The organism is Methanobacterium sp., from assembly GCF_038562635.1.
Taxonomy (GTDB): domain Archaea; phylum Methanobacteriota; class Methanobacteria; order Methanobacteriales; family Methanobacteriaceae; genus Methanobacterium_D.
Window position 1 is genome coordinate 2265590 of sequence record NZ_JBCFBO010000001.1, and the last position, 23157, is coordinate 2288746.

General features: G+C 34.2%; 29 protein-coding genes. 22 read left to right on the plus strand and 7 right to left on the minus strand.

Features of this window, described 5'->3' with window-relative positions:
* Positions 1–40: 40 nt before the first annotated feature.
* Positions 41–1525, minus strand: a complete 1485-nt coding sequence (gene hcp / locus AAGU07_RS11040) for a hydroxylamine reductase (protein ID WP_342459131.1) — start codon at positions 1523–1525, stop codon at positions 41–43.
* A gap of 285 nt (positions 1526–1810) precedes the next feature.
* On the opposite strand from hcp, the gene AAGU07_RS11045 reads away from it, so the two are divergent.
* The 3 genes from AAGU07_RS11045 (at position 1811) to AAGU07_RS11055 (ending at position 2943) form a co-directional block, all read left to right on the plus strand.
* Positions 1811–2101, plus strand: coding sequence for a hypothetical protein (locus AAGU07_RS11045; RefSeq protein WP_342459132.1), 291 nt, complete (start codon positions 1811–1813; stop codon positions 2099–2101).
* 62 nt (positions 2102–2163) lie between these two features.
* Complete coding sequence (locus tag AAGU07_RS11050) at positions 2164–2463, plus strand: hypothetical protein (protein ID WP_342459133.1); 300 nt, start codon at positions 2164–2166, stop codon at positions 2461–2463.
* Positions 2464–2661: 198 nt separating this feature from the next.
* Positions 2662–2943 (plus strand): hypothetical protein, encoded by a 282-nt coding sequence (locus tag AAGU07_RS11055; protein WP_342459134.1) that lies wholly within the window; start codon positions 2662–2664, stop codon positions 2941–2943.
* Between the two features lie 10 nt (positions 2944–2953).
* On the opposite strand, the gene AAGU07_RS11060 is transcribed toward AAGU07_RS11055, so the two are convergent.
* The 4 genes from AAGU07_RS11060 to AAGU07_RS11075 form a co-directional block, all read right to left on the minus strand.
* A complete protein-coding gene (locus AAGU07_RS11060) occupies positions 2954–3610 on the minus strand; it encodes a DUF5612 domain-containing protein (protein WP_342459135.1) in 657 nt (218 codons plus the stop codon).
* 251 nt (positions 3611–3861) lie between these two features.
* Positions 3862–4677: a DNA-formamidopyrimidine glycosylase family protein gene (locus tag AAGU07_RS11065; protein WP_342459136.1), complete on the minus strand. Its 816-nt coding sequence runs from the start codon at positions 4675–4677 to the stop codon at positions 3862–3864.
* 27 nt (positions 4678–4704) lie between these two features.
* Positions 4705–5304, minus strand: coding sequence for an NAD(P)H-dependent oxidoreductase (locus AAGU07_RS11070; RefSeq protein ID WP_342459137.1), 600 nt, complete (start codon positions 5302–5304; stop codon positions 4705–4707).
* A 10-nt stretch (positions 5305–5314) separates the two neighbouring features.
* Positions 5315–5782, minus strand: coding sequence for a pyridoxamine 5'-phosphate oxidase family protein (locus tag AAGU07_RS11075; protein WP_342459138.1), 468 nt, complete (start codon positions 5780–5782; stop codon positions 5315–5317).
* A 186-nt stretch (positions 5783–5968) separates the two neighbouring features.
* Here AAGU07_RS11075 and AAGU07_RS11080 point away from each other — a divergent pair, with 186 nt between their 5' ends.
* The 3 genes from AAGU07_RS11080 (at position 5969) to AAGU07_RS11090 (ending at position 7349) form a co-directional block, all read left to right on the plus strand.
* On the plus strand, positions 5969–6328 hold the full coding sequence (locus AAGU07_RS11080; protein WP_342459139.1) for a hypothetical protein: 360 nt from the start codon (positions 5969–5971) through the stop codon (positions 6326–6328).
* Between the two features lie 281 nt (positions 6329–6609).
* Positions 6610–6789, plus strand: coding sequence for a metallophosphoesterase (locus AAGU07_RS11085; RefSeq protein ID WP_342459140.1), 180 nt, complete (start codon positions 6610–6612; stop codon positions 6787–6789).
* A gap of 422 nt (positions 6790–7211) precedes the next feature.
* Positions 7212–7349: a hypothetical protein gene (locus AAGU07_RS11090; protein WP_342459141.1), complete on the plus strand. Its 138-nt coding sequence runs from the start codon at positions 7212–7214 to the stop codon at positions 7347–7349.
* Between the two features lies 1 nt (position 7350).
* On the opposite strand, the gene AAGU07_RS11095 is transcribed toward AAGU07_RS11090, so the two are convergent.
* Positions 7351–7617 (minus strand): hypothetical protein, encoded by a 267-nt coding sequence (locus AAGU07_RS11095; RefSeq protein WP_342459142.1) that lies wholly within the window; start codon positions 7615–7617, stop codon positions 7351–7353.
* A gap of 481 nt (positions 7618–8098) precedes the next feature.
* Here AAGU07_RS11095 and AAGU07_RS11100 point away from each other — a divergent pair, with 481 nt between their 5' ends.
* The 8 genes from AAGU07_RS11100 to AAGU07_RS11135 all read left to right on the plus strand — a co-directional run bounded on the left by AAGU07_RS11100 (position 8099) and on the right by AAGU07_RS11135 (position 16381).
* Complete coding sequence (locus tag AAGU07_RS11100) at positions 8099–8740, plus strand: TetR/AcrR family transcriptional regulator (protein WP_342459143.1); 642 nt, start codon at positions 8099–8101, stop codon at positions 8738–8740.
* A 90-nt stretch (positions 8741–8830) separates the two neighbouring features.
* Entirely contained in the window at positions 8831–10063 is a 1233-nt protein-coding gene (locus AAGU07_RS11105) for a polysaccharide pyruvyl transferase family protein (RefSeq protein WP_342459144.1), read from the plus strand.
* Positions 10060–12834 carry an AMP-binding protein gene (locus tag AAGU07_RS11110; RefSeq protein WP_342459145.1) on the plus strand — a complete coding sequence of 925 codons (2775 nt, stop codon included), beginning with the start codon at positions 10060–10062 and terminating at the stop codon, positions 12832–12834. The genes AAGU07_RS11105 and AAGU07_RS11110 overlap by 4 nt, the downstream gene beginning before the upstream one ends.
* On the plus strand, positions 12831–13436 hold the full coding sequence (locus AAGU07_RS11115; RefSeq protein WP_342459146.1) for an L-2-amino-thiazoline-4-carboxylic acid hydrolase: 606 nt from the start codon (positions 12831–12833) through the stop codon (positions 13434–13436). The genes AAGU07_RS11110 and AAGU07_RS11115 overlap by 4 nt, the downstream gene beginning before the upstream one ends.
* Positions 13433–14722, plus strand: a complete 1290-nt coding sequence (locus AAGU07_RS11120; RefSeq protein WP_342459147.1) for a GMC family oxidoreductase N-terminal domain-containing protein — start codon at positions 13433–13435, stop codon at positions 14720–14722. Before AAGU07_RS11115 ends, AAGU07_RS11120 begins: the two co-directional genes overlap by 4 nt.
* A gap of 35 nt (positions 14723–14757) precedes the next feature.
* Positions 14758–15567, plus strand: a complete 810-nt coding sequence (locus tag AAGU07_RS11125) for a flavodoxin family protein (RefSeq protein ID WP_342459148.1) — start codon at positions 14758–14760, stop codon at positions 15565–15567.
* A 69-nt stretch (positions 15568–15636) separates the two neighbouring features.
* A complete protein-coding gene (locus tag AAGU07_RS11130; RefSeq protein WP_342459149.1) occupies positions 15637–16077 on the plus strand; it encodes an SRPBCC domain-containing protein in 441 nt (146 codons plus the stop codon).
* A gap of 148 nt (positions 16078–16225) precedes the next feature.
* Positions 16226–16381 (plus strand): hypothetical protein, encoded by a 156-nt coding sequence (locus AAGU07_RS11135; RefSeq protein ID WP_342459150.1) that lies wholly within the window; start codon positions 16226–16228, stop codon positions 16379–16381.
* Between the two features lie 111 nt (positions 16382–16492).
* Here the strand turns inward: AAGU07_RS11135 and AAGU07_RS11140 are convergent, their stop codons facing one another.
* Positions 16493–16789, minus strand: a complete 297-nt coding sequence (locus AAGU07_RS11140) for a PadR family transcriptional regulator (protein ID WP_342459151.1) — start codon at positions 16787–16789, stop codon at positions 16493–16495.
* A 128-nt stretch (positions 16790–16917) separates the two neighbouring features.
* Between AAGU07_RS11140 and AAGU07_RS11145 the strand changes: the two genes are divergently transcribed.
* The 8 genes from AAGU07_RS11145 to AAGU07_RS11180 all read left to right on the plus strand — a co-directional run bounded on the left by AAGU07_RS11145 (position 16918) and on the right by AAGU07_RS11180 (position 23086).
* Positions 16918–17682, plus strand: coding sequence for a carboxymuconolactone decarboxylase family protein (locus tag AAGU07_RS11145; protein WP_342459152.1), 765 nt, complete (start codon positions 16918–16920; stop codon positions 17680–17682).
* A gap of 445 nt (positions 17683–18127) precedes the next feature.
* Entirely contained in the window at positions 18128–18556 is a 429-nt protein-coding gene (locus AAGU07_RS11150; protein ID WP_342459153.1) for a flavin reductase family protein, read from the plus strand.
* Between the two features lie 143 nt (positions 18557–18699).
* Positions 18700–19251 (plus strand): nitroreductase family protein, encoded by a 552-nt coding sequence (locus AAGU07_RS11155; protein ID WP_342459154.1) that lies wholly within the window; start codon positions 18700–18702, stop codon positions 19249–19251.
* A gap of 149 nt (positions 19252–19400) precedes the next feature.
* Positions 19401–20168, plus strand: coding sequence for an EFR1 family ferrodoxin (locus AAGU07_RS11160; protein WP_342459155.1), 768 nt, complete (start codon positions 19401–19403; stop codon positions 20166–20168).
* A 19-nt stretch (positions 20169–20187) separates the two neighbouring features.
* Positions 20188–20760 (plus strand): nitroreductase family protein, encoded by a 573-nt coding sequence (locus AAGU07_RS11165; protein WP_342459156.1) that lies wholly within the window; start codon positions 20188–20190, stop codon positions 20758–20760.
* Between the two features lie 23 nt (positions 20761–20783).
* Complete coding sequence (locus AAGU07_RS11170; RefSeq protein WP_342459157.1) at positions 20784–21812, plus strand: tRNA-dihydrouridine synthase; 1029 nt, start codon at positions 20784–20786, stop codon at positions 21810–21812.
* A gap of 3 nt (positions 21813–21815) precedes the next feature.
* Complete coding sequence (locus AAGU07_RS11175; protein ID WP_342459158.1) at positions 21816–22469, plus strand: flavodoxin family protein; 654 nt, start codon at positions 21816–21818, stop codon at positions 22467–22469.
* Between the two features lie 32 nt (positions 22470–22501).
* A complete protein-coding gene (locus AAGU07_RS11180) occupies positions 22502–23086 on the plus strand; it encodes a flavodoxin family protein (protein WP_342459159.1) in 585 nt (194 codons plus the stop codon).
* Positions 23087–23157 lie beyond the last annotated feature (71 nt).

Below are 23157 nucleotides of genomic sequence, written 5' to 3' on the forward strand. Positions count from 1 at the left end.
GAATAGAACAAATTATAATGTAAAATAGGAAAGGGTTTAATTACCCTAAAATTTCTTTAATATCTTTTTCAGGAGTACTAATTGGCTTAATATCGTAATTTTCAACCAGGAAGTCCATGATATCCTCGTTTACCCATGCTGGAGCTATTGGGCCCAGATAAATTCCTTTAATTCCAAGGTACAGTAAACTCCACAGGATCGCAGCTGCTTTCTGTTCCATCCAGCTTAAAACAATGGTAAGTGGAAGCTCGTTTATTTCCAGCCCGAAAAGATCTGAAAGTGCAGTTACAATGTCAATACCCACTATTGCATCATTACATTGCCCTATATCTATTAAACGTGGAATTCCTTCAATATCTCCGAGAGGCAGCTGGTTCATTCTGAATTTACCGCACGCAAGGGTTAAAACAACTGTGTCTTCAGGTAATTTCTGGACAAATTCAGTATAATATGGTGATTTTGCAAGCGGAGCATCACATCCTCCAACCAGGAAGAACCTCCTTATTTTTCCTGCTTCTACAAGTTCTTTAATCTTTGGTGCAAGTGAAAGGACTGTTGAGGCTCCAAATCCAGTTGAATAAATGGTGTCACCCGGTTCTTCTGGGAGTTCAGGTAATAATTTAGCTTTTTCAATAAGTGGCGAGAAATCGTAACCGTCAATATGTTGCACGCCGGTTAATCTTGCGACCCCTGTGGTAAACATCCTGTTTCTATAATCGTCCCGTGGGGGCAGCACGCAGTTTGATGTTCCAAGGATTGCAACAGGGTACTTTGAAAATATCTCCCGCTGGTCAAACCAGGATTTACCAAGCTGACCTGCTAGGTGGCTGTACTTTCTCAATTTGGGGTATCCATGCGCTGGAAGAAGTTCAGAATGGGTATAAACATTTATTCCGGTTCCTTCGGTTTGTTTTAGAACTTCTTCCAACGCTTTGAGGTTGTGACCGGTTGCAACTATTCCCTGACCTTTTTTTGTTCCAGTACTAACCTGGACCGGGGTTGGTTCTCCATAAGTTTCGATTAATGCGGTTTTTAAAAGCCGCATTGTTTTAATATTCATTTTCCCTGCTTCAAGAGCTAAATTTATTAATTCTGGAACATCGATATTAACATTGGTAAGAGTCGAGTAGAAACCTCGTTCCATGAATGCATCTACTTCTGGATCTGTGTATCCAAGTTCTCTTGCATGATAAAGATAGGCAGATATTCCTTTAATTGCAAATAACAAGTTATCTTGAAGCCTTGCAGCCGTAGCACTTTTTCCACACACTCCCTGTATGGTGCAGCCGGTCCCTCTCGCTGTTTGGGAGCACTGATAGCAGAACATTTCATGTTCTTCTTTCTTAACTTCTTTCTCTTTTTCTTCTTCCATTGCTTCAAACTGATCCTTTCCCACCCCGCATACTGGACATATCCAATCATCTGGTAAGTCTTCAAAAGAAGTTCCGGGGCCTATTCCATTATCAGGATCTCCTTTTTCAGGGTCATATACATATTCACATGCCAAACAGCGGTATTTTTTCATTTAATTACCTCCAATATTATTTTATACGTAAATTTTATAGTATAGTAAGAGGTAGGGATTTTGCTAAGTTATATATCATTTTTATCCGATAATAAAGATATAAAATGTTTTAATATTTATTTAAATTGCTAGAATCATTTTTTCAATATGAGTTTTGTTTTTTGTTGTATTTAGAATTTTGGATAAAGTATTAATCAGGTTTTAATGCTTTAAATAATAATATGATTTATGTAATAAGTATTAAATTTAAATCATTTGAGGATCAAATAGAATAGTGGTGGTAATATGGAACTGGATGAAAATGCATTAAAACTGATAAAAAAATGTGAAGATAAGGAAGTAGATACGAGCGTTATGGGTGCTTGCACTGTCCTTCTTGAAGAAATGGATAGGGGAAAGATAGACTTAGGTGAGGACAAACCGGATGAATCATACATTCAAATGGCTCAAAGTATTGCACCTGAAGATGTACCAAAAGTACTTAAAATGGCATTCAAAATCAAAGAACGACCAAATGTGAGTCCTGAGATGAAAATTGCTGCAAACAGGTTAATTAGAGCCATAGAGCAGTTTTAACTCTATTTTTTAGTCTCTGGCTGAATTAACTGTATATTTATTTTAAATTAAAAGGTGATAATATGAAACAGGTACCTCTTGATGAAAATGCTAAAAGCTTAATAAAAAAATGTGAAGATAACGAAGTAGATACAAGCACAATGGGCGCATGTCAGGTCCTTTTAGAAGAAATGGATCGGGGGAATGTGGTGCTCAAAGACGAGCCTGGAGAGTCATATATTCAGATGGCTCAAAATATTAAGAAGGAAGACGTGCCTCAAGTTCTTAGAATTGCATTTATAGTAAGGGACAGTGGAGATATAACTGATACTGATGTAAAAAATGCAGCAGCGAGATTAATAAGAGCAATAGAAATGTTTTAATAGATTGAAATAAACCTATTTATATTTTATTTGTGGATATAACTTATTACGCTATTATTTTTTCTTTTATTTACTAAATTAACTTTTTATAATCATTATCGTGGAATAAAATTCTTTATTAATATTATTTAATTCATTTTAAGTAATAAACATCTATAAATCCAATTATAACACAATATATATAATTGGTGATAAAAGATGGATTCAAAATCTGCTGAACTTGTGAAAAAATGCCAAGAAAGTGCTGGAAGTGGAGATATAATGGGCGCATGTAAAGTCATGCTGGAACTGATAGATAAAGAGAAAATTAACGTAGAAGAAAGGGATCAAACCTATCTTGAAATGGCTGAAAATCTTAAACCTGATGATGTGAGTAAAGTTCTTAAATTGGCGCTTCAAATAAGAGAAAGTGGAGATATAAAAGATCCAGACCTTAAAAACGCTGCAAGTATACTGATTAGAGCAATAGAGATGAGCTAGTTATTTAAAATTAAAATTTTTTTCCTTTAACTCTTTTTATATTAAAAACTGCAGTATCTGCAACAGCCATAACTGCCATAACGCCTGCTTGAACAGGGTCTGTTACCACTAAATCCGCATTTTTTGCAACACTTCCAGGCATATTAAGGCTTATTACAATCACGCCGTGATCTTCTTTAATTTCTGCAACTGCATCTGAAATTTTACCACCCATAAGTGATCCTGCAAGAACCAGTGCTTCTACCCTTGGAAGTCTTCCTGCCGCATATACTGCATCTGCAAGCTCTTCTTCTCCTACAAGCGGTATTGTATCGATACTAATGCGCTCACCCCTTATATTATGCCGATCTGCTTCGGTTATGGCTCCTTGGGCAACCTGAGCAACCTGGGCTCCTCCCCCAATTATTATGATTCTTTTTCCGTATATTTCAGTTAATGAAGGATGAATTTCAATGTGATCAACGGCTTCAAACTTCAAAATATTCTTTTTAAGTTCTTCCCTGTTCTTAACGTCTTCTAGTTCCATATATACTGAAGCAGATCCGTCTTTTTCTACAAAAAGATGAGTATATATAATATTTATCCCGCATTTTGCCATTAAATCTGTAATGTCCCTCAAAACACCGGGTTTATTTACAGATTTTATTGTAATTGCAATCTTTTCCATTTGAATCACATAATAATAATGAATTTGTAATGAATAATTAAATTATTAGTTATAATCTTGTTTTAAACATGATTAAATCTATTTAACTGATTATATAAATTTTATAGGTTAATAATCATCTTGTTCACTAAAATACTGAATTTTAAACTAATTTTTTTAAATGTAAAAAGTGTAATTTTTCAATTAATATTGAACTCTATCATTTATAAGTTAATAAATTACCCATGTTCTCTTTAGTCATCACTAAATTTCTATAATTTCTGGCACTCGGGGCAGATATAAGAAGACGTACTTCCTGTTTTTATTTTTTCAATGATTTTGCTGCAATCGGGACATTTTTCTCCTTCTTTATATGCTACTAAAAAGTAATCTTTACTGAATTCTCCATTTTTCCCGTAAAAATCTTTTTCATATGCCAGCCCTTTTTTATCAAGTGAATATTTAAGATTTTCTACCATAATTTGGAATAGATCATTGATTTGTGATGGTTCTAAAGAGTTGGTTGTTTTTTTGGGATGAAGTTTTGATTTAAAAAGAATATCATGAATGTAAACATTTCCGATTCCCCCAACTTTCTTCTGATTTAAAATTACATTTTTAATCATGGCCCGACCACTGCAGACTTTTTTAAAGTAATCAAGAGTAAAATTAGGATCTAACGGGGAAATAGCTATATCTTTGGTTGCTTTATGTTCTGAAAGTTCCTTATCTGAGACCAGATCTATATGTCCAAACCACCAGAACTTGCATGTAAACCCTGAATTATCTGTAAAATTAAAGCGGCACTGGTATTCTTCTGCGGAACATTCATCAAGATTATGATATAGGACGTCTGATCCCATTCCAAGGTTCAATAAAAGATGGTAGCTATCTGTAAGTTCAAAAAAGATCCATTTTCCTTTATTGTATACGTTTTTAATAGTTTTACCAGTTATTCTCTCTTTAAAACTGCCAACGTCCATATTCAGGCATTTCTCTTGTATTACGTCAACTGATTTAATTTCTTTGGATTTCAGTTCATTATTCATCTGACTGCTTAAAACCATAATTTCGGGTAGTTCTGCCATTTTAATTCCTCATAATTGATATAATTTTCATTTTTTTGGTGGGAAATATTTATCAACAGTTTTTTCAACATCTTCAAGCCATAACTGCCGTTCATTCATGCTGCTTGTAACAATGACTCCATACATTTTTCTGTAAAAATTTTTCACACCACATAAGCCAAAGATACAATTTTTCCAGATTGCTTCAAGTGGATCGCCAAATACCTCCAGTTCTCTTTTTTCTGGTGTATTGGATGTGTTAAATACAATGGCAGTTTCAGCTTTTAACAGGCCATTTGGGACTCCTTCTCCATTATCGCCCTCTAAAAATTCATAAGCCATCCCTGCACGTATTATTCGATCTATGTAACCTTTTAAAATAGCTGGAGGCTGTCCCCACCAATTGGGATGTATGATAATTATGCCATCTGCTTCTTTAATTTCTTTGCAGTGCTTTTCAATTTGAGGATCTAATTCTGCATCTTTAGGGATTTCTTCACCTGAAAGTAATGGATCAAATTTTTCAGCGTACAGATCATGGTATGTTACTTCATGGCCATTTTTACGCAATTTGGATACAGCAGTACCTGCGATTGCATGATTAAAGCTTCTTTCTGTTGGATGGGCTAGAATTGCAAGTATTCTCATCTAATCACTTTTAATATCCTGATTTTTTTCCTGTTAAACTCTCAATTTCCACTTTAATTACAGTGGTTTTATCAAGTGATGGTTTTGAATATTCAAATGTTTCATTTGGTTTATTACTGTATTTTTGCATTATGACATCTAATGCGTTTATTTTTTTGTCCTTATCTTCTATAAAATGAGCTTTTCCAAAACCAATTACACTGTAATATTTCATTCCCCAGCTGCAGGCATTATCTGCAGTTACAATTTCTGTTTCAATGTCTGCTTCAAAGCAAATTCTGTTATTTTTTCTTATCATGTCAATTTTTAACCCTTCACTCGCTGAATGGAGATAAAGATCATTTTCTTCAAATCCAAAGTTCATAGGCACGATATATGGGGTTTCATTGTCACAAATGGCAATTCGGCATACTGATGCATTTTTTAATATCCATTCTATACAGTTTTTATCTTTTATTTCTTTATCACTTCTTCTCATTTTTATCTATTTTAAAATATAATTCAATGGATAATAAACTAATCTACTATTAAAATGTTGGCTTTATCTCTTTATTGGTATTTTTGGATGAATATTGTCCTGTAAATATAATGTACTTTGAACTTTCTAAAATTAACAATATTTAAATAATAAAATTTAAATTACACTAAATTACAATTGGAAAATATGAATATAAGAAAATATAAGCCTGTTTTGATTTTAATTATAATTATGGGATGTATATGGGCTGTAGGGACTGCAGATTACAATTTTGTCTACTTAAAACCAATTTCACAAGTAGATGCACCTTCTTATATGGCTTCATGCACACAACCTGATCTTCAACAGTTTTTTAAGAATCCGAATTCTTTTTACCGCCAAAAAATTAAAGTAAATGGTACAATAGTTGATATAACAGAAAATTATTTTGATGGAACTACTCATATTTTGCTCAATACACCTCAAACTGGGAATTATATCGAAGAAATATCCATTTCTTACGTTGAAAAAACTCATTTTACAGAAGGAGATAACATTACAGCTTAGGGAGAAGGTGGAGGAACAGTTACTTACAAATTATCAAATGGAAAAAGTATAACTTTGCCTTATTTGAAAGCAGTATATCTACAGTAATTCCTTATTTTTTATGGGCATAACAGGAAAAATAATGCATATTGTAATTAATAATCTATTTTTGTAATTATGATATTCAGTAAATATGCTGAATTTAGTTCTTATTTATAATATTATAAATATTTCAATGATTAAATTCTATATAAAAATATACTATTTTATACAATAAATGTATTAATATTAAGGGGATGATTGTGGAGAAAAAAATTATACAGATATCTGATGTGCATTTTGGGGCTCTTACTTTCTCCAAGGAGCTTAAATCAAGTTTAATATTACAAATACAATATGAAAACCCGGATTTTATAATTTTTGCAGGGATGCAACAGATCATGGTCATGAAAATGAATATAATGGCGCTGCAGTATTTGTAGACGAATTCAAAGCCACTTCAGAAGTCCATTCAATCCCTGGAAATCATGATGCTCGTAATGTGGGTATACTGCATTTTCAAAGTTGGAAAAATTTTAAAAAATTTTTCCACATTAAAAATCAGAGATTTTTAACATCCGTCGAAAATCAAAGCATGAAAAAATCTAAGATTTTTTCTGCCCCAAAATCAGAGATTTTGAGGGATTTTCGGGCCGGTAAAATAAAAAATTTTGCAGACGTGAAAGAAATATTTTATTAGATTCAGGCGATCTTATACAAGAATTAGTGGATTATAAAGTAAATTTTGTTTTAAATGTACATAAGCATGTTCTTAATACCGGGATAATGGAGAATATGGTAGTTTTGAATTCTGGAACCGCAACTACTGGAATTACGTGGTGATACACGTCCCTGTTATAATAAGATGATAATCAATGATGAAGGGGTGGAAGTATATCTGGTAATGACTGAAACGGGGCAAAAACAGCATTTGGCTAACTATTCAGTTGAATTAAAAGATGAAGAATTTACAATCTGTTCCCCTAAACATAAATCAGGTTAGATTATTTGGAATTCATCTTTAAAGTGTTAATTTTTTCGGATAATGTTAACAGATTGTTGGTTAATTTTTCAATCTTTTCTGCAACACTTAATTCGGTTATTTCTTCAAGATGTGGTTCGTAGGCAGTAGTATACACTTTTAATCGATCATTTGTATGATTTTCCCTATTATATTTGCTTATTTGTTCTAATCCTAGTTGGAGTTCCTCATATGCTTTTAATTCGTTTAATATATCATTCCTTTTACTACTTAATTGGTTTATATCCATTATTTAGTTCCCTCCTAAACTTATTTTAGATGAATATGTCCCCATTGATTTTTTCCTATTTTCGTGTCAATAATCAATTTTAGAATCAATTTTCAAATTTTACAGTTTTAATGAGGTATATTTAAAATATTAAAAAAAACTACCTGATTACTATTATGTATCTTTTTATGTAAATATGTTTCCACTGACAATCTGGTAAATCCCTAAAATTGAGGATATTTAAATAATTTAAAGAGATTTATTCAGTTTATTTTGCATATTTCGCATATTTAAAACCTTATTTTTCTATATGGAAATATTTAAACTTAAAAATATGGAAATATAATGGTATTGTTCATTTTTAAGTTAATTTGCCTCTATTTATTCATTTTTTAGGGGTTCAACTGTGATGTACTAACGTTCGTTCGTTAGTTTTATATAGTAGAATATACAAGTATATTCAAGAAGCTAACGAACGTTAGTTAAATGGAATGGGATTATCATGAAAAATCAAGCTACTGACTCAAAAACTGAAAAAAAATCAACTAAAGAAAAAATATTTGATGTATCCCTCGATCTTTTCTCACAAAAAGGTTTTGACGGGGTTTCAGTTCGTGAAATTGCAAGAGAAGTTGGGATAAGGGAAAGTTCAATATACAACCATTATCGAAATAAAGAGGCAATACTGGATGCTATCATTGATTATTTTATGTCTGAACTTCAGCAGAGCGGCCCACCTGAAGAAGTGGGGGAATTATTAATGGATCAAGGTCCTGAAGTGTTTTTTGAAGTGGGGGCCAGAATGTATATAGAACAGGTTAATACTCCTAAAATGGAAAAAATATGGCGTTTAGTTTCTGTTGAGATGTATCATAACGAAAAAATAAGGAATTTCTACAAAAAAGAACTTTTAGAAGGGCCAATAAATATTTGGGAAGCCACTTTCACTAAAATGATAGAAAAAGGACTTATAAAACCAGTTAATCCTAGAACACTGGCATATGAATATTTTTCATTTGCAATATATCTCTTCTTTGAGTATTTTGTCTTAAAATATGATGAAGACTTTGATTCATTTATGGATCTAGCTTTAGAGAAGATGAATAACCATACAAAATTCCTTTTGAAAGCTATAAAAGTTTAATCATTTATTAGTGCAACTATGCTACGAGTTTATGTTAACCTATTTATATTTGTTGAACAATTTTAAAAATAACGATATCAGGAATTTATCATGAAGAAAAATATTAAAGTCCTTTTACTTGGATACAACGGTGCCAATAACACGGGATCTGAAGCAAGGTTACTTGCTATAATAGAAGATATAAGGGCAATTCTGGGTAATGAAGCCCTTATTACTGTTCCAACATTAAATAAAGAAAACTTAGAACGTTACCTTAAAGAAGACAAGTTTTTGAAGGTTGCTCCAATATCTTCGATTTTCTTTTTTGATATAAGAAAACTGGTTAAAGAACATGATGTTCTTTTGCTAGTTGAGGGAAGCTGCTACATGGATACCTGGACTTCAGCACTTTTATGGGCTTTTTTATGGGCCACTAAATGTGCAAAAGATTTTAAAAAGCCAAGTATTGCATATGCAGTGGATGCAGGTCATTTATCTTCTTTTAACAGGTGGTTAGTTAAACGAGAAGCCAGCAAAACTGATCTGATTTTAACTAGGACTGAATCTGCAGCCCAGGAACTCCAAAAAATAGGGGTTAAAGCTCCTATCAGGACAACGGCCGATTGTGCATTTACATTCAAAACTGAAAAAGATGATGATGAAATTTTAAAGGAAATATGGCCAGAATCAGATTCTGGAGTGGTGGGTCTGGCACCAATTGATTTTTATTTGTGGCCGGTGGTGATGCGGCCATGGGGCAAAAAGGAAAACCTGTATAAATGGCCTTACTATTATTCACGTTCAAAATCGAGAGTTGATGGAAGCGAACGATTAGCTCTTAAATGGGCTGAAGAAGCGGACCGTATAATTGAAAAATATGATAAAAGGGTAGCATTAATTTGTATGGAAGAACTGGATGAACCGCTGGCTGTATGTATAAAGAACAAAATGAAGAAGCCTGAAATGGTAAAAATATTTTCATCAAGAAAGTACAATGCATCTACAATGACAAGTATCCTCCGAAGTCTTGAACTTCTTGTAACTTCTCGTTATCATGCAGGTGTCTTATCGCTTGAAGCTCAGGTTCCTCAGATAGCTATAGGGCATGACACTCGTCTTAGGGGATTTTATAAAGAATTGGAGTTAGAAAATTATTTATTAGATTACATGTCATCTGAAATCTGGTATAAATTAGAGGAAAAAGTTAATGAACTGCTTGAGAATCCTGAAGCACAACAGAAACTACTGAAAGATGGATTTATTCAGCACATTGACCGTGCTCGTAAAAATCCGGAAATTCTTAAGGTTTTTCTCCAAGAGAGAGGGTGGAAGGTGAAAACATGAATAAAGTTATACTTTTAACAGGGGCAAATGGATTTTTAGGTACTCAAGCTGCCCTAAGACTTCTCAGGAGTTATAACTATAAAATTATAGCTTTAATACGGGGCAATGATAAACAACATGCTACAAACAGGCTTTCTAGAGCATGGTGGGAATTTCCAGAACTTTTAGATGAATTAGGTAATAGAATTCATGTATTAAATGGAGATATTACCAGAAATGAATTGGGAATAGAAAAGCAGGAATATAAAAACCTGATTCAAACGGTTACCCATATAATTCACACTGCTGCAGACTGGAAATTAAAATCTTCCCTTGAGGAACTCCAGAAAATCAACGTGCAGGGAACTGAAAATATGCTGAAATTGGCCCAGTTAGCTCATGAAGACCATGGATTAGAAAGATTTTCTCATGTATCTACAGCTTATGTTGCAGGTGGGAAAAAAGGCGTTGTCTCTGAGGATTCTTTGACCTCAAAATATGGGTTTTTAAGTGATTATGAAAAGACCAAGTTTGAAAGTGAGGTCCTTGTGAGAAAATCTGGATTTGATGTATCTATCTTCCGTCCAAGCATGATTGTAGGTGATTCTTCTACAGGATACATTAAAACATTTAATACGGTATATGTGCCTCTCCGGCTTTATTTAAGCGGAAAATTAAAAATAATCCCTGTTTCCAGATCAATGAAAATAAATTTAGTGCCTGTAGATTACGTTGCAGATTCAATTGTAAAGCTTACTTTTGAGGGGAAGGCTGTAAATAAGACTTTTCACTTAACTGCACCTGTTGAATCGCTCCCTACCCTTGAAGAACTTATTGAATTTGTAAGGGAATGGAGCGAGGAGAATATTGATATTAAACTTAATACTCCAATTTACATGCCATTAAATGTTTCATTACTCCAAAAAATCTCATCTCATGGCTATTTGTTTGGAAAAGGAACAGGTAAATTACTTGAAACAGTAAATACTCTTTCTCCTTATTTTAATGAAAATAGGGAATACTTGGGAGATAATACTGAGGAAATAATAGGGCCATATAGATATAAATGGCAGAATTTCTTACCTAAACTCATTGAATTCGCTGTTTATCATGGTTTCTTACATAGATCTGATCGTACAGTTCACGAACAGGCTTTATTTAGACTTCAAAGGAGCAGCATGCCTGTTAAATATTACGACATCGTTAAAGGTGAAATTAAAGAATCAAGTTCAACTGACATTTATCAAAACATAATATCTGCTTCAAAGGCCCTTCAGAGCATGGGAGTTAACAAGGGAGATAAAGTAGCAGTAATTGGTTATAACAGTACAAAGTATCTCATATTAGATATTGCAATTGGTATTGTGGGCGCAGTGAGCGTACCTATTTATTATACGAGCCCTTTAAATGAGATTAGGGAGATATTGGACGATAGCAGTGCAAAAATTCTTTTTGCAGGCATTCCTCAAATTTTAAATGATTTAAATGAATTTGATGCTCACATTTCAGTTGTTTCACTATGCAAACAAAGTGTTGATAGGGATTTGGAGGTTATTTCATGGGAAGAATTCCTTAAAAAAGGAGAGGAAGTAAATAAAGTGATTGATACGCCTTTAAACTTTGATGACACTGCCACTATACGTTATACTTCTGGAACAACTGGAAAACCTAGGGGAGTTATGTTTACTCATGGGAACCTCCGTTGGATGGCAGAATTCATAGCTTCTATGCCTCCTTGGAAGGATAGAACCTCTGAAATATCTTACCTTTCGTTTCTTCCAATGAACCATGTGGTGGAAGGAATTATGGGAACTTACGCTCCTTATTATGCTCCTGCATCTTTAAACCTTTATTTTCTGGAAAATTTTCATGATCTTGAAGAATCTCTTCAGGAGGTGAGGCCCAATGTATTCTTTTCAGTGCCGCGTTTCTATGAGAAGGTATGGTGCAATGTATTGGAATCCAGAATAGGGCAAATTTACATTAGTTCCTCTGGAATCGTGAAGACAGTTCTGGGAAAATTAATTAAGAGGGAAATTCTTAAAAAGGCAGGTCTGGACAGGTGTGCTCAATTAATCGTTGGTTCTGCACCTGTAAGTGATGAATTACTCAAATACTATCATGAACTTGGTATTGAAGTTCATAATGCCTATGGATTAACCGAAGCGCCGCTTATAACCATTAATAGAATTGGAAAAAATAGGATAGGGACAGTAGGTGAACCTCTCCCTGATACCTATATTAAAATAGATGGAGAAGGTGAAATACTGATAAACGGGCCGCAGGTAATGTCAGGTTATTTTAAAGATGATTCAGATTCTTTAGAGGATGGATGGCTCCATACTGGTGATCTGGGATATGAAACCCCTGAAGACAGCCTTGTAATTACCGGCCGTAGAAAGGAGGTCCTAGTTAATTCTTATGGGAAAACAATAAGCCCCCTCAAAATAGAAGTGATGCTTAAAAATATATCTGGGATCGAAGAGGCCATGGTAATTGGTGACGGAAAGCCTTACTGCAGCGCTTTTTTATGGGTTGAAGAAGACTCAAATCTTAAATGGATTGATAAAACTATCGGTGAAATAAATACCCGACTTTCCCGCCCAGAAGAGATTAAAAAATGGGTTATTTTAAAGGATGATCTTTCAATAGGCACTGATTTAACTGCAAACCTTAAACTTAAAAGAAAATCTATTTCAAAGCGTTATGAAGATATTATTAACTTTATTTATGGATCTGGAACTAAAACGGACAGTATATTACACTTTGGCAGTATTGAGGTGGATTCATGAGTGTTCGGCTAAAACTTGCCTCAATTTGGCTTCCAGATTTCATTTTAAAGAGAGAACTGGACAATGTAGCTAGGAATACAATAGATGGACTCGATGATCTTTTAAAGCAGTATGTACCTTCAAAAATGGAAACATTAATTAAAAACCATGAAATTTTAAAGGGAAAACTTGAGCAGAGAAGATCTTCAATGGCTATGGCACATAATAAACGTGTTAAAATATTAATTCAAGAGTTAGGATATGAAAAAGCCGTTAAAATTGGAAGAAAATCCATGTTTGAAGTTGGTTTTAAATTAGGGCAAGATGCCCGCCGAAAACTTGGAGTAGGAGATAATTTTAAGGATCTTGAACTTGCAGCAGGAATACTTTACAAAATACTTGGAATAGAGTTTAAAATAGAAAATAAAGAAGGAAACATGTTCATGATTGTAAATAGATGTTCTTTATCTAAATATTATTCTCCTGAGTCCTGCATGATTTTAAGTGCTGCAGATGAAGGGGTAGTGTGCGGTTTAAATAAAAATATGGGCATGCGATTTAAAGAAAGAATTACTGAAGGAGCACCTGAGTGTATAGCTTGTATAAATGAGGTAAAAATATGAGGGCAATAGTGGTAGGAACTGGAGCTGGAGGGGCGACAGCGGCGCGTGAATTAGTGAATGCTGGATTTGAAGTAATAATTCTGGAAGCAGGAAAAGAATTTAAACCTTTCAGACGGCTTTTACAGGTAGCAGGCCCTCTTAGGAGAACCGGCCTTTTAGGAAATGAAAAAACAATCACTAGAATGTTTCCACCTATGGACACTATGCGTTCATCGGATGATCTTGTACTTGTCAGGGGTATGACCATGGGTGGTTCTACTGTACTTTCGTGCGGTAACATAGTGCGTGCAGACCGCGGTTTAAAAGAAATAGGCTTAGATCTTAGTCCTGAATTTGAAAAAATTGAAAAAGATATTGGCGTAACTGAATTTCCCAGAAAAAGGTGGCAGTCTGTAACAGAAAAGATGTTTGAAGCCGCTCAAAAACTTGGATTGGAACCAAAGGTAACTCCTAAAGCTGTTGATTCAGTTAAGTGTGTATCATGCGGATTGTGTGAGCTTGGGTGTACTACCGGCGCGCGGTGGGATTCTCGAAGGTTTTTAAATGATGCAATTGACGCCGGTGCTAAATTATACACTTCATCGCCGGTTGAAAAAGTTATAATAGAAAAAGGCCAGACTAGGGGAGTTATGGTGGGATCGAAGACTATTAAATCAGATATTGTAGTTTTAGCTGCAGGTGGAATTGGAACGGCGCAGATATTAAAAGCCTCGGGCCTGCATGCTAAAGATAATTTATGGGTTGATATAGTCCTTACATTGGGCGGAGTTCTTAAAGGAGCAAATCAAATTAAAGAACCACCTATGGCATGGCATACAAAGCATGAAGGTTATATTCTCTCTCCTTATTTAGATATTCTTTCCCACTGGTTCCATAAACCATGGAGAAATGTATCTATAGAAGATAGAGTTGGCGTAATGGTAAAACTTGCAGATATAGAAGAGGGGGCGGTTTTTGCAGATGGAAAAGTGCAGAAAACCATAAAAAAAGAGGATTATACTCGTCTTGATGATGCGATTGGAGAAGCTAAAAAAATTATGGAATGTGTAGGTGTTTCGGGTCCCTATGTTAACGGTGTGCATAATGGCGGACATCTGGGTGGTACAGTACCGCTTACTAAAGATGATGTATATTCTATGAAGCCTTCCGGGCTGCCAGAAGGTTTATGGGTAGCTGATTTATCACTGGCACCTCGTTCGCAGGGTTTACCTACAATATTACTTGCTTCAGCTATGGCACTTAAAGTAGCAGGAAAAATATCTGAAGAATATGGGAAAATGAAATAACATTGTAAAATAATTATAGAATGGAAGGCGGTTAAATGAAAACCTTTAAAATCAAAGATTTTGAGGCCCCGGAAACACGGTTTCCGAGGGTACTAGCAGTAATGGGGAGCCCTAAAAAGAAGGGGAACACTTATAAGGTTACTCGAGAAGTCGAAGAAAGAATGAAACAGTTGGGCAACATTGAATTTGAATATTTATTTTTAAAAGATGTAGATTTAAAGATGTGCAGCGGATGTTTTAACTGTGTTAGGAAAGGTGAGGATTTATGTCCTATAAATGATAGTCGGGTAGAAATTGAAAATAAAATTGCTGCAGCAGATGGTGTGATACTCGCTTCCCCTGTATACTGTGAGAATGTAAGCGGGCTTATGAAGAACTTCATTGATAGATTTTCATTTGTTTTCCACAGGCCCCGTTTTTTTGATCAAAAACTCATGGTTTTAGCCACCAGTGCAGGTGGAGGGTTAAAAGAGACCATTGACTACCTTAAAAAGCTTCAAATCTGGGGATTTGGAACTCCCGTTGAGCTTAGAGTGATAACACCACCGTGGCCTCAGTCTGATGCTCTTCAGAAAAAGAATGAGAAAAACATAAACAATGCAGCTGAAGAGTTTTACCAGAAACTTCAGGAAGGAAGGCAGCCGCCAAACTTTATGCAGTACATGCACTTTAGATTCTTAAAGGAAACTTCTAAATTGGGATATCTTCCAGCAGATCTTGAATTTTATAAAGATAAGGGCGAATTTTTTTATGATACTAGTGTAAGTCCTTTAAAAAAGATATTTGCACCATTAATCATGAAATTTGCATTTTTCATGATGAGGGACATGGAGCCAAAGAGTTAGAAAATTAAATTTAAATTCTTTTTTTATTGTCAGCAAATTATTTGATTAATAACAATCATATTATATGTTATGAAGGAGATCTATACGGAGATCGAAATAAACGCTCCTGCAAGTGTTGTCTGGAGTATTCTCACAGACTTCGATGATTTTTCGAGATGGAACCCATTTATCCGGAAAATATCTGGAAAACTGCAGGAAGGGGCGCAAATTGAGGTTTTTATAATCCCTCCTAATTCAAATGGGATGAAATTCAGGCCTAAAATATTAACTTATGATCCAGAAAAAGAATTAAGGTGGTTGGGGAATTTTTGGATTCCAAAACTGTTTGACGGTGAGCATAGTTTAGTTATTAATGAAATAAGTGAAAATAAAGTGTTATTTATACAAAAAGAAAGGTTCAGCGGCTTGTTTGTTCCATTTTTCTCTGGAACACTAAAAAATACAGAATCTGGTTTTGAAATGATGAATCATGCTCTAAAAGAGGAAGCGGAGAGTAAATATAATAAATAACAGATTAATTCGTTTTAGATATAAATTTAAAATATGTAAATTCTTTCGTTGCAGATCTATTCAATTTGTCTGTTAGTAATTTTTAAATAATTCAATTAACTATATAATCTTGTTTTAAAATTTAATATAATATTAAAGGGGTTTTTATATGTCTGTAAATCCAAACGAAGCGTATCTGGAAGCTATAACAATGACACTTGCATATTTAGAGAAAAAAGAAGATTGTGATGAGAAGTTAGTGGAAGAACTTAAAAAAGAAAGGGAAAGGATTTTAATAGAGCTGAATGTTCATCCTATTAGTTGAGGGTAAAACACTCTCTCAAGAAGCATATTCTGATTTTTTTTTATTTTGGTTTAAGTTTAGATCCTATTGAAATAATCTCCTTAAGTAAGTATATTCTTTAAATTTTTAGATCTATTCACAAAAATCAGACATTTCATTTATATCATAAAATATATTGCAGAAAAACTTACAGGATGATTTTAACTCTTTTTTACCTTCTGGAGTTAAAGAATAATTTTTATTTTCATCAATTTCAATCAGGCCTTTTTTTTTCAATTCCTTAAGTGCAGGATATATAGTGCCGGGACTTGGTTTTGTGCCTCTCCGTTTTTCCAATTCTCTGCCGATTTCGGCCCCGTTCATGCTATTTTTACCTATAATCCATAGTATAAGGTATGTTAAATAGCCTTTCATTTCACAGCATTTCATGCTGGTATATTTGGTGTTCAATTAAATAATTTTTTCTATTTATCGTATATTCGATATTGGGTAACCGATAATTATAAGTGGTAGCATGGAGTATTTTAATAACATTAGAACATTTGGAGCATAATATAATGGATCGATACGAAAAAGGATGGTTAAAATTAAAAGAAGTGGATGGAGAAGCAGGAGAAGTAGTATTAGAAAGTTTAAAAGATATTGTTCCTGATTTGGGTAAATATATTATTGAATATGGGTTTGGAGATATTTATTCTAGAGATGGCACTGATTTGAGGCAAAAAGAAATTGCAGTTGTAGCAGCCTTAACTGCAATGGGAAATGCTGCACCTCAATTAAAAGTCCATATTAATGGTGCGTTAAATGTGGGTTGTTCTGTAGATGAAATTATAGAGGTTATAATACAGATGTCAAGTTACAGCGGGTTTCCAAGCTCATTAAATGCAGTTAATGTGCTGAAGGAAGTTGTAAAGGATCGAAACATAACTTTAACTCCTGTTAAGAATGATAAAAGTGGAGATAGATTTTCTACTGGATCTGACGAATTGTTTAAGTTAAAAAGTGATCAGGTGCAGATATTAAAGGATAACCTGGATGATATTGCTCCAGATATGGTTGAATATATCGTTGCGTATGGTTATGGGGATATTTACAGCAGAAAAAATTTAGATATTAAAATGAGGCAAATTGCAACGATTGCAGCACTTACTGCTATGGGCACGGCTGAATCTCAGCTTGCTTTTCATATTGGTGCAGGATTAAATGTTGGATTAACAAAAGAAGAAATAATTGAAACCATAGTGCTTATGAATATCTATGCTGGATTTCCTGCATCATTAAATGGTATTGCTGTGGCAAAAAAAGTGTTTACAGATCTTTAAATGGTTCAATATATTGAGGTGTCTATTAACTAAGTATAATTTTTATTGTACGTGTATTGAATTTTAAGTTTCAATATACTTGTGACCTTGTTTTTAAACCATAGGAGCAATTCCATTTAACCTTCTTAAAATATATTTTTATAAAAATTTTATAATTATCGCATAACCGATAATTATAAATACTATCTATCGGATAACCAATACTACATAAAAAGAAAAGGAGGTGAAATTGTGCTAGTAGAATTTGATTTACCACACTGGTGCTGCGGCCCTAAAGGATGCCAGCTAGAAATAGAATACGGTGAAATGATTGATGCAGAATAATGAAAAAGGGAGGTAAACCATTCAGTATGCTGCTCAATTATTATCTTGTACACTACAAATCCTAAAATTCTCGAATCACAGAGTTTTTAGGGTTAAATCTTAATTTTATGGTGATGATAATATGAAAAGAAGTAGATACGCAACTCCAATTTTTATAATTGGAACTTATGATGAAGAAGGCAAGCCAAATGCCATAAATGCTATATTAAGGGAGATGTCATGTTCTGATCCTCAGCATATTTCAATTTCTATAAAAGAAACTACCAGTACGCATAAAAATATTTTATATAAAGAAGCTTTTACTGTAAATATCCCCTCTCAGATTTATATTGATAAAATAGATGATTTAAAAATAGAATGTGGAAAACATGAAGATAAATTTACCGCAAGCGGATTAACTCCTGTTAAAAGTGAACTTGTAGATGCCCCATATGTCAAGGAGTTTCCCTTAGCTTTAGAATGTAAACTTGTTAATGCAACTGAAATGGGATTATGTACCAGTTTTACAGGTGAAATTCTGGATGCGAAATGGATAGAGAGTTCATGTTGAAATTATCTTTATTTAAAAATTGATTTTAAAACCTTTAAATGAAATTTAATCACTTAATAATTATTATTTTAAAATAAAAATGTTTTATATGGGATTAAATGCAGATTAATGAATATAGTAACTAAAATTAAGGTAGTGATAAATTGAATAATGTTTTAGAAACTATTAAAAGTAGAAGAAGTATTAGAAAATACCTTCCAGAACAGATTAAGGATGAAGAACTTGATATGATACTCGAAGCGGCCATATATGCTCCAACGGGACATAACGATCAGCCATGGCACTTCACGGTTATACAGAATAAAGAACTAATTGATGAAATGAGTGCAGAATCTAAAAAGTTAATGGCAGAATCATCAGTTGACTGGATGGTTAATATGGCAAAATCCGAGCATTTACATCTTTTTTACAATGCCCCAACTGTAGTAGTGGTTTCTGGAAAAAAAGATGCAATATCTCCACTTGTTGACTGCTGTGCAGCTATTCAAAACATGTTAATTGCTGCAGAAAGCATGGGTATTGGTTCATGCTGGATCGGTCTTGTTAAATTTTTCTTTGAGGGCCCTGAAAATGTTGCAAAATTTAACCTGCCTGAAAACTATGAGCCTTATTATGCTGTCTGTCTAGGTTATAAGGGTTCTTCTAACAACAAAGCCCCTGAAAGGAATAAAGATGTCAGGAATTATATAAAATAATTCACTGTTTTTGTTTTCAACAGAAATTATATAAAATAAATTTATTTATGCCCATAAAAATCATAAATTATAACAGGATGATATGAAACTAATTTCATTTAAATTGATTAGATGATTTAAAGAAGGAATCTGGATATGGAGGAAATTCTATGATTTTTTATTTTTCAGGCACTGGAAACTCACTATATGCTGCCCAAAGACTGTATGAATCTGATGGAGGGGAACTCATTGATATGGCTGGTGCATTAAATGAAAAACGTGTTAAATATAAATTATCTGAGGGTGAAAAGGTAGGGATAGTATTTCCAGTTTATTTTTATGGACTGCCCACTATTGTAGCTGAATTTATGGACAGCCTGACAATAGAAAGTGATACCGATCCTTTTATTTATACAGTTATCACATGCGGGGGATCCATTGGGCATGCAGATAAAATGATTGCAGATAAGCTTAAACAGAAGAATCTCCAGTTAAACAGTGCTTTTTCTATTAAGATGCCCAGCAATTATGTTATAATGTATGATGTACCAGATAAGGAAAAACAGGATTTAACCCTTCAAGACGCAGAAAAACAAATAGAAAAAATAGTTGGGTTTTTGGAAGTTAATAAAAAAGGTAATTTTGTCTCCAATCGCGGTTATTTCGCCCTATTGTCGCCGATTGCATATAAATTGTATGGAACTTACCGTAAGACTAAAAAATTTTATGTCACTGATGCCTGTACCAGCTGCGGCTTATGTGAAGAGATATGTCCTTCTGGGACAATTCAGCTTTCGTCTGGAAAGCCAGAATGGGTAACTGAAAAATGCAGTCACTGCAGTGCCTGTATTAATCGTTGCCCTGCAAGAGCTATCCAATACGGCGATGCCACAAAAAAACGGGGACGTTATATAAACCCAAATGTCGAATTTAGTTAAAATCAAGGAGTAACTTAATATGGAATTTTTTGATTTAGTTAAAAACAGGAGATCTGTTCGAAAATATAAGGCCCAACCAGTGGATAAAGAAGATATTTTGAAGATACTGGAAGCTGCTAATTGGGCACCGTCAGCAATGAACTGGCAGCCGTGGGAATTTATAGTTGTATCGGGAGAGCTGCTTAAACCTATGGGTAATAGTTTCAAGGCTGTTGTAGAAAAAATGAGGTATGAATCAGAAGAAACTTTCGATGAAGAGTTTGTAAAGTTTGCAGCCCATTATGGTGGAGCTCCTGTAGTTGTAGTAGTGCTCACTAGAACAAGTGAAAAGCCTAATGTGATGAAAGCGAATCTTGAAAGTACAAGCGCTGCCATGGAAAATTTGGTACTCGCAGCTACTAATCTTGGATTGGGCACATGCTGGATGACAGGGCCTCTCCATGATGAGAATAACTTACGTCGTATCTTGGATATTTCTCCTGACAAAGAGATCGTTGCAGTAACACCTTTGGGATATCCTGATGAAGTTCCAGAGCCACACCCCCGATTAGATGCAGAGCTAAAACAAAAGGTTAGATGGTTAGGCTATTAGTTTTATTTTAAAGGGAGTATAATATGGCAGATATTATGGGTTCAATTAAAGTAAAAAATGTAGATTTCAAAAACAGGGTTGTAATGGCCCCTATGGTAATATTTGGGCTGACATCTAAAAATGGTGTAATGGGGCCAAAACTGGTGGATCATTACTTAAAAAGAGCAAATAATGGCATGGGCCTTATGATTAGCCAGGCTCTTTCTGTATCTTCTGAAAATATGGTAAGAGGAGGTGCAGGTGCCTATTCTGATTCGCATGTGGCATATTTGGGCAGGATTAAAGAAGCATGCCTCCAAAAAGGTACAAGATTTTTTGCACAGCTTGCTTATCCTGGATTTAGTTATTATGATGATAATTCAAAGGATGTAAATCAATTAACAAAAGAAGATCTTGGTAAAATACGAGATGAGTTTATCAACGGGGCAAAAGTGTGTAAAGATGCAGGGCTTGATGGAATTGAAATGCACGGGGCGCACACATTTTTCTTGAATATGATGGCATCACCACAGTCCAATAAACGTGAAGATGAATATGGTGGAAATATAAATGGACGATTGCTTCTATTGAAAGAGATTGTCGACGGTATAAAAGAGTTTGCCGGTGATGATTTTATTATATCCTACAGGATGGGATGGAATGATAATTTAAATTTAGATATAAAAACTGCCAAGGTAATTGAAGATATGGGAATAGATATGTTGCATGTTTCTTCTGGAATTCCGGGGGATAGAAAGCTTGAGATACCTGGAGATTTTAATTACAATGAAGTTGTTTATACGGGCTGCCAAGTCAAAAAGCATGTAAATATTCCAGTTATCGCTGTTAACAATATAAGAACAATGAATAGGGGAAAATATCTTCTTGAAAAGGATTGGTGCGATTTTGTAGCCTACGGCAGACCGTTTTTAGCTGATGAAAATTTTATGTCTGAATCGATAGTAGATCCAGATTATGATCCTTGTTTGAGATGTAAAAGCTGTCAGTGGTTTGAAAATGTAGATAAGTGCCCTGGGCAGATAAAAACTAAAAAAAGACGAGAGGAGGAATAATATATGAAGATCATAGCGTTTAATGGTAGTCCAAGGAAGAAGTGGAATACTGCCACACTGCTTGAAAAAGTTCTTGAAGGGGCTGAGTCTCAGGGAGCTGAAACTGAAATAGTCCATCTTTATGATTTAAATTTTAAGGGGTGTAAGAGCTGTTTTTCCTGTAAAACTAATGGCAGTAAAAGTTATGGTAAATGTGCAGTTAAAGATGACCTGACCCCTATTTTAGAAAGAATTGAAGATTTTGATGCAATAATTTTGGGTTCTCCCATTTATCTGGGAACGGTCACAGGTGAAATGAGGTTATTAATAGAACGTTTGGTATTTCCATACTTAACATACACTGAGCCTATACAGTCTCTTTTCCCAAAAAAGATTCATTCTGCATTTATTTACACAATGAACATTGCTGAAGAACAAATAGAAGAATATGGGTATACTACACTATTCAATACCAATGAAAATTATCTCAGGTTGATATTCGGCGAGGCAGAATCACTCTTCAGCTATGATACATATCAGTTCAGGGACTATTCCAAGGTACTTGCGACCCGTTTTGATGAGAAGAGAAAGGCAAAAAGGCGAAAAGAAGTGTTTCCAGAAGACTGTAAGAAAGCTTTTGAGATGGGAGCTAGATTTGCAGGGGGTAATAATGAATAATTTTTATATTTAAATGGTTAGAGGTTAAATAAATGAAAATTACATGTATTAAAGGAAGTCCCAGGGTAAAAGGAAACAGTTCACTGCTTGCAGATTACTTTTTGAAAAATTTTGAAAATTCTGAAAACGAAATAAACACATTTAACCTTAATCAACTTAATTATAGGGGGTGTCAGGGGTGCAGAAAATGCCTTACTGATGCAGAAAAATGTATTATGAATGATGACCTTCAGGAAGTCCTTGAATCTGTTAGAGAATCAGATGTTTTAGTTTTAGCGTCGGGTGTTTATTATGGGGAACTTACTTCTCAGGCTAAAGGGTTTATTGATAGAACCTACTCTTTCAACGTCCCTGATTTTATAACTAATCCTAATTCCAGCCGGTTAGAACCTGGAAAGTGTCTGGTCATGGTACTGGCTCAGGGACATCCTGATGAAAATATGTTCAAGGATATTTTCATTAGATATGCCTATTTTTTTGAAAAGAAAGGATTCAGTAAAAATTATCTGATTCGAGCATGTGGCGTGCTGAATAAAGGGGATGTTGGCCGTAAAAAAGATGTTTTAAAGCAGGCTGATGATATTGCTGGGGAAATATTGAAAAAAGAAGGTAATTAATTTTTAACGCTCATGTCCCTGATCCTGTGCATGAGTTATACTTTTATGTTAAATTGTAGTTTTAATTGATT

Bases quoted from the DNA above. Each gene is read 5' to 3' on its own strand.
- hcp (WP_342459131.1), bottom strand. From the start codon at position 1,525: ATGAAAAAATACCGCTGTTTGGCATGTGAATATGTATATGACCCTGAA.
- AAGU07_RS11045 (WP_342459132.1), top strand. From the start codon at position 1,811: ATGGAACTGGATGAAAATGCATTAAAACTGATAAAAAAATGTGAAGAT.
- AAGU07_RS11050 (WP_342459133.1), top strand. From the start codon at position 2,164: ATGAAACAGGTACCTCTTGATGAAAATGCTAAAAGCTTAATAAAAAAA.
- AAGU07_RS11055 (WP_342459134.1), top strand. From the start codon at position 2,662: ATGGATTCAAAATCTGCTGAACTTGTGAAAAAATGCCAAGAAAGTGCT.
- AAGU07_RS11060 (WP_342459135.1), bottom strand. From the start codon at position 3,610: ATGGAAAAGATTGCAATTACAATAAAATCTGTAAATAAACCCGGTGTT.
- AAGU07_RS11065 (WP_342459136.1), bottom strand. From the start codon at position 4,677: ATGGCAGAACTACCCGAAATTATGGTTTTAAGCAGTCAGATGAATAAT.
- AAGU07_RS11070 (WP_342459137.1), bottom strand. From the start codon at position 5,304: ATGAGAATACTTGCAATTCTAGCCCATCCAACAGAAAGAAGCTTTAAT.
- AAGU07_RS11075 (WP_342459138.1), bottom strand. From the start codon at position 5,782: ATGAGAAGAAGTGATAAAGAAATAAAAGATAAAAACTGTATAGAATGG.
- AAGU07_RS11080 (WP_342459139.1), top strand. From the start codon at position 5,969: ATGAATATAAGAAAATATAAGCCTGTTTTGATTTTAATTATAATTATG.
- AAGU07_RS11090 (WP_342459141.1), top strand. From the start codon at position 7,212: ATGATAATCAATGATGAAGGGGTGGAAGTATATCTGGTAATGACTGAA.
- AAGU07_RS11095 (WP_342459142.1), bottom strand. From the start codon at position 7,617: ATGGATATAAACCAATTAAGTAGTAAAAGGAATGATATATTAAACGAA.
- AAGU07_RS11100 (WP_342459143.1), top strand. From the start codon at position 8,099: ATGAAAAATCAAGCTACTGACTCAAAAACTGAAAAAAAATCAACTAAA.
- AAGU07_RS11105 (WP_342459144.1), top strand. From the start codon at position 8,831: ATGAAGAAAAATATTAAAGTCCTTTTACTTGGATACAACGGTGCCAAT.
- AAGU07_RS11110 (WP_342459145.1), top strand. From the start codon at position 10,060: ATGAATAAAGTTATACTTTTAACAGGGGCAAATGGATTTTTAGGTACT.
- AAGU07_RS11115 (WP_342459146.1), top strand. From the start codon at position 12,831: ATGAGTGTTCGGCTAAAACTTGCCTCAATTTGGCTTCCAGATTTCATT.
- AAGU07_RS11120 (WP_342459147.1), top strand. From the start codon at position 13,433: ATGAGGGCAATAGTGGTAGGAACTGGAGCTGGAGGGGCGACAGCGGCG.
- AAGU07_RS11125 (WP_342459148.1), top strand. From the start codon at position 14,758: ATGAAAACCTTTAAAATCAAAGATTTTGAGGCCCCGGAAACACGGTTT.
- AAGU07_RS11130 (WP_342459149.1), top strand. From the start codon at position 15,637: ATGAAGGAGATCTATACGGAGATCGAAATAAACGCTCCTGCAAGTGTT.
- AAGU07_RS11135 (WP_342459150.1), top strand. From the start codon at position 16,226: ATGTCTGTAAATCCAAACGAAGCGTATCTGGAAGCTATAACAATGACA.
- AAGU07_RS11140 (WP_342459151.1), bottom strand. From the start codon at position 16,789: ATGAAATGCTGTGAAATGAAAGGCTATTTAACATACCTTATACTATGG.
- AAGU07_RS11145 (WP_342459152.1), top strand. From the start codon at position 16,918: ATGGATCGATACGAAAAAGGATGGTTAAAATTAAAAGAAGTGGATGGA.
- AAGU07_RS11150 (WP_342459153.1), top strand. From the start codon at position 18,128: ATGAAAAGAAGTAGATACGCAACTCCAATTTTTATAATTGGAACTTAT.
- AAGU07_RS11160 (WP_342459155.1), top strand. From the start codon at position 19,401: ATGATTTTTTATTTTTCAGGCACTGGAAACTCACTATATGCTGCCCAA.
- AAGU07_RS11165 (WP_342459156.1), top strand. From the start codon at position 20,188: ATGGAATTTTTTGATTTAGTTAAAAACAGGAGATCTGTTCGAAAATAT.
- AAGU07_RS11170 (WP_342459157.1), top strand. From the start codon at position 20,784: ATGGCAGATATTATGGGTTCAATTAAAGTAAAAAATGTAGATTTCAAA.
- AAGU07_RS11175 (WP_342459158.1), top strand. From the start codon at position 21,816: ATGAAGATCATAGCGTTTAATGGTAGTCCAAGGAAGAAGTGGAATACT.
- AAGU07_RS11180 (WP_342459159.1), top strand. From the start codon at position 22,502: ATGAAAATTACATGTATTAAAGGAAGTCCCAGGGTAAAAGGAAACAGT.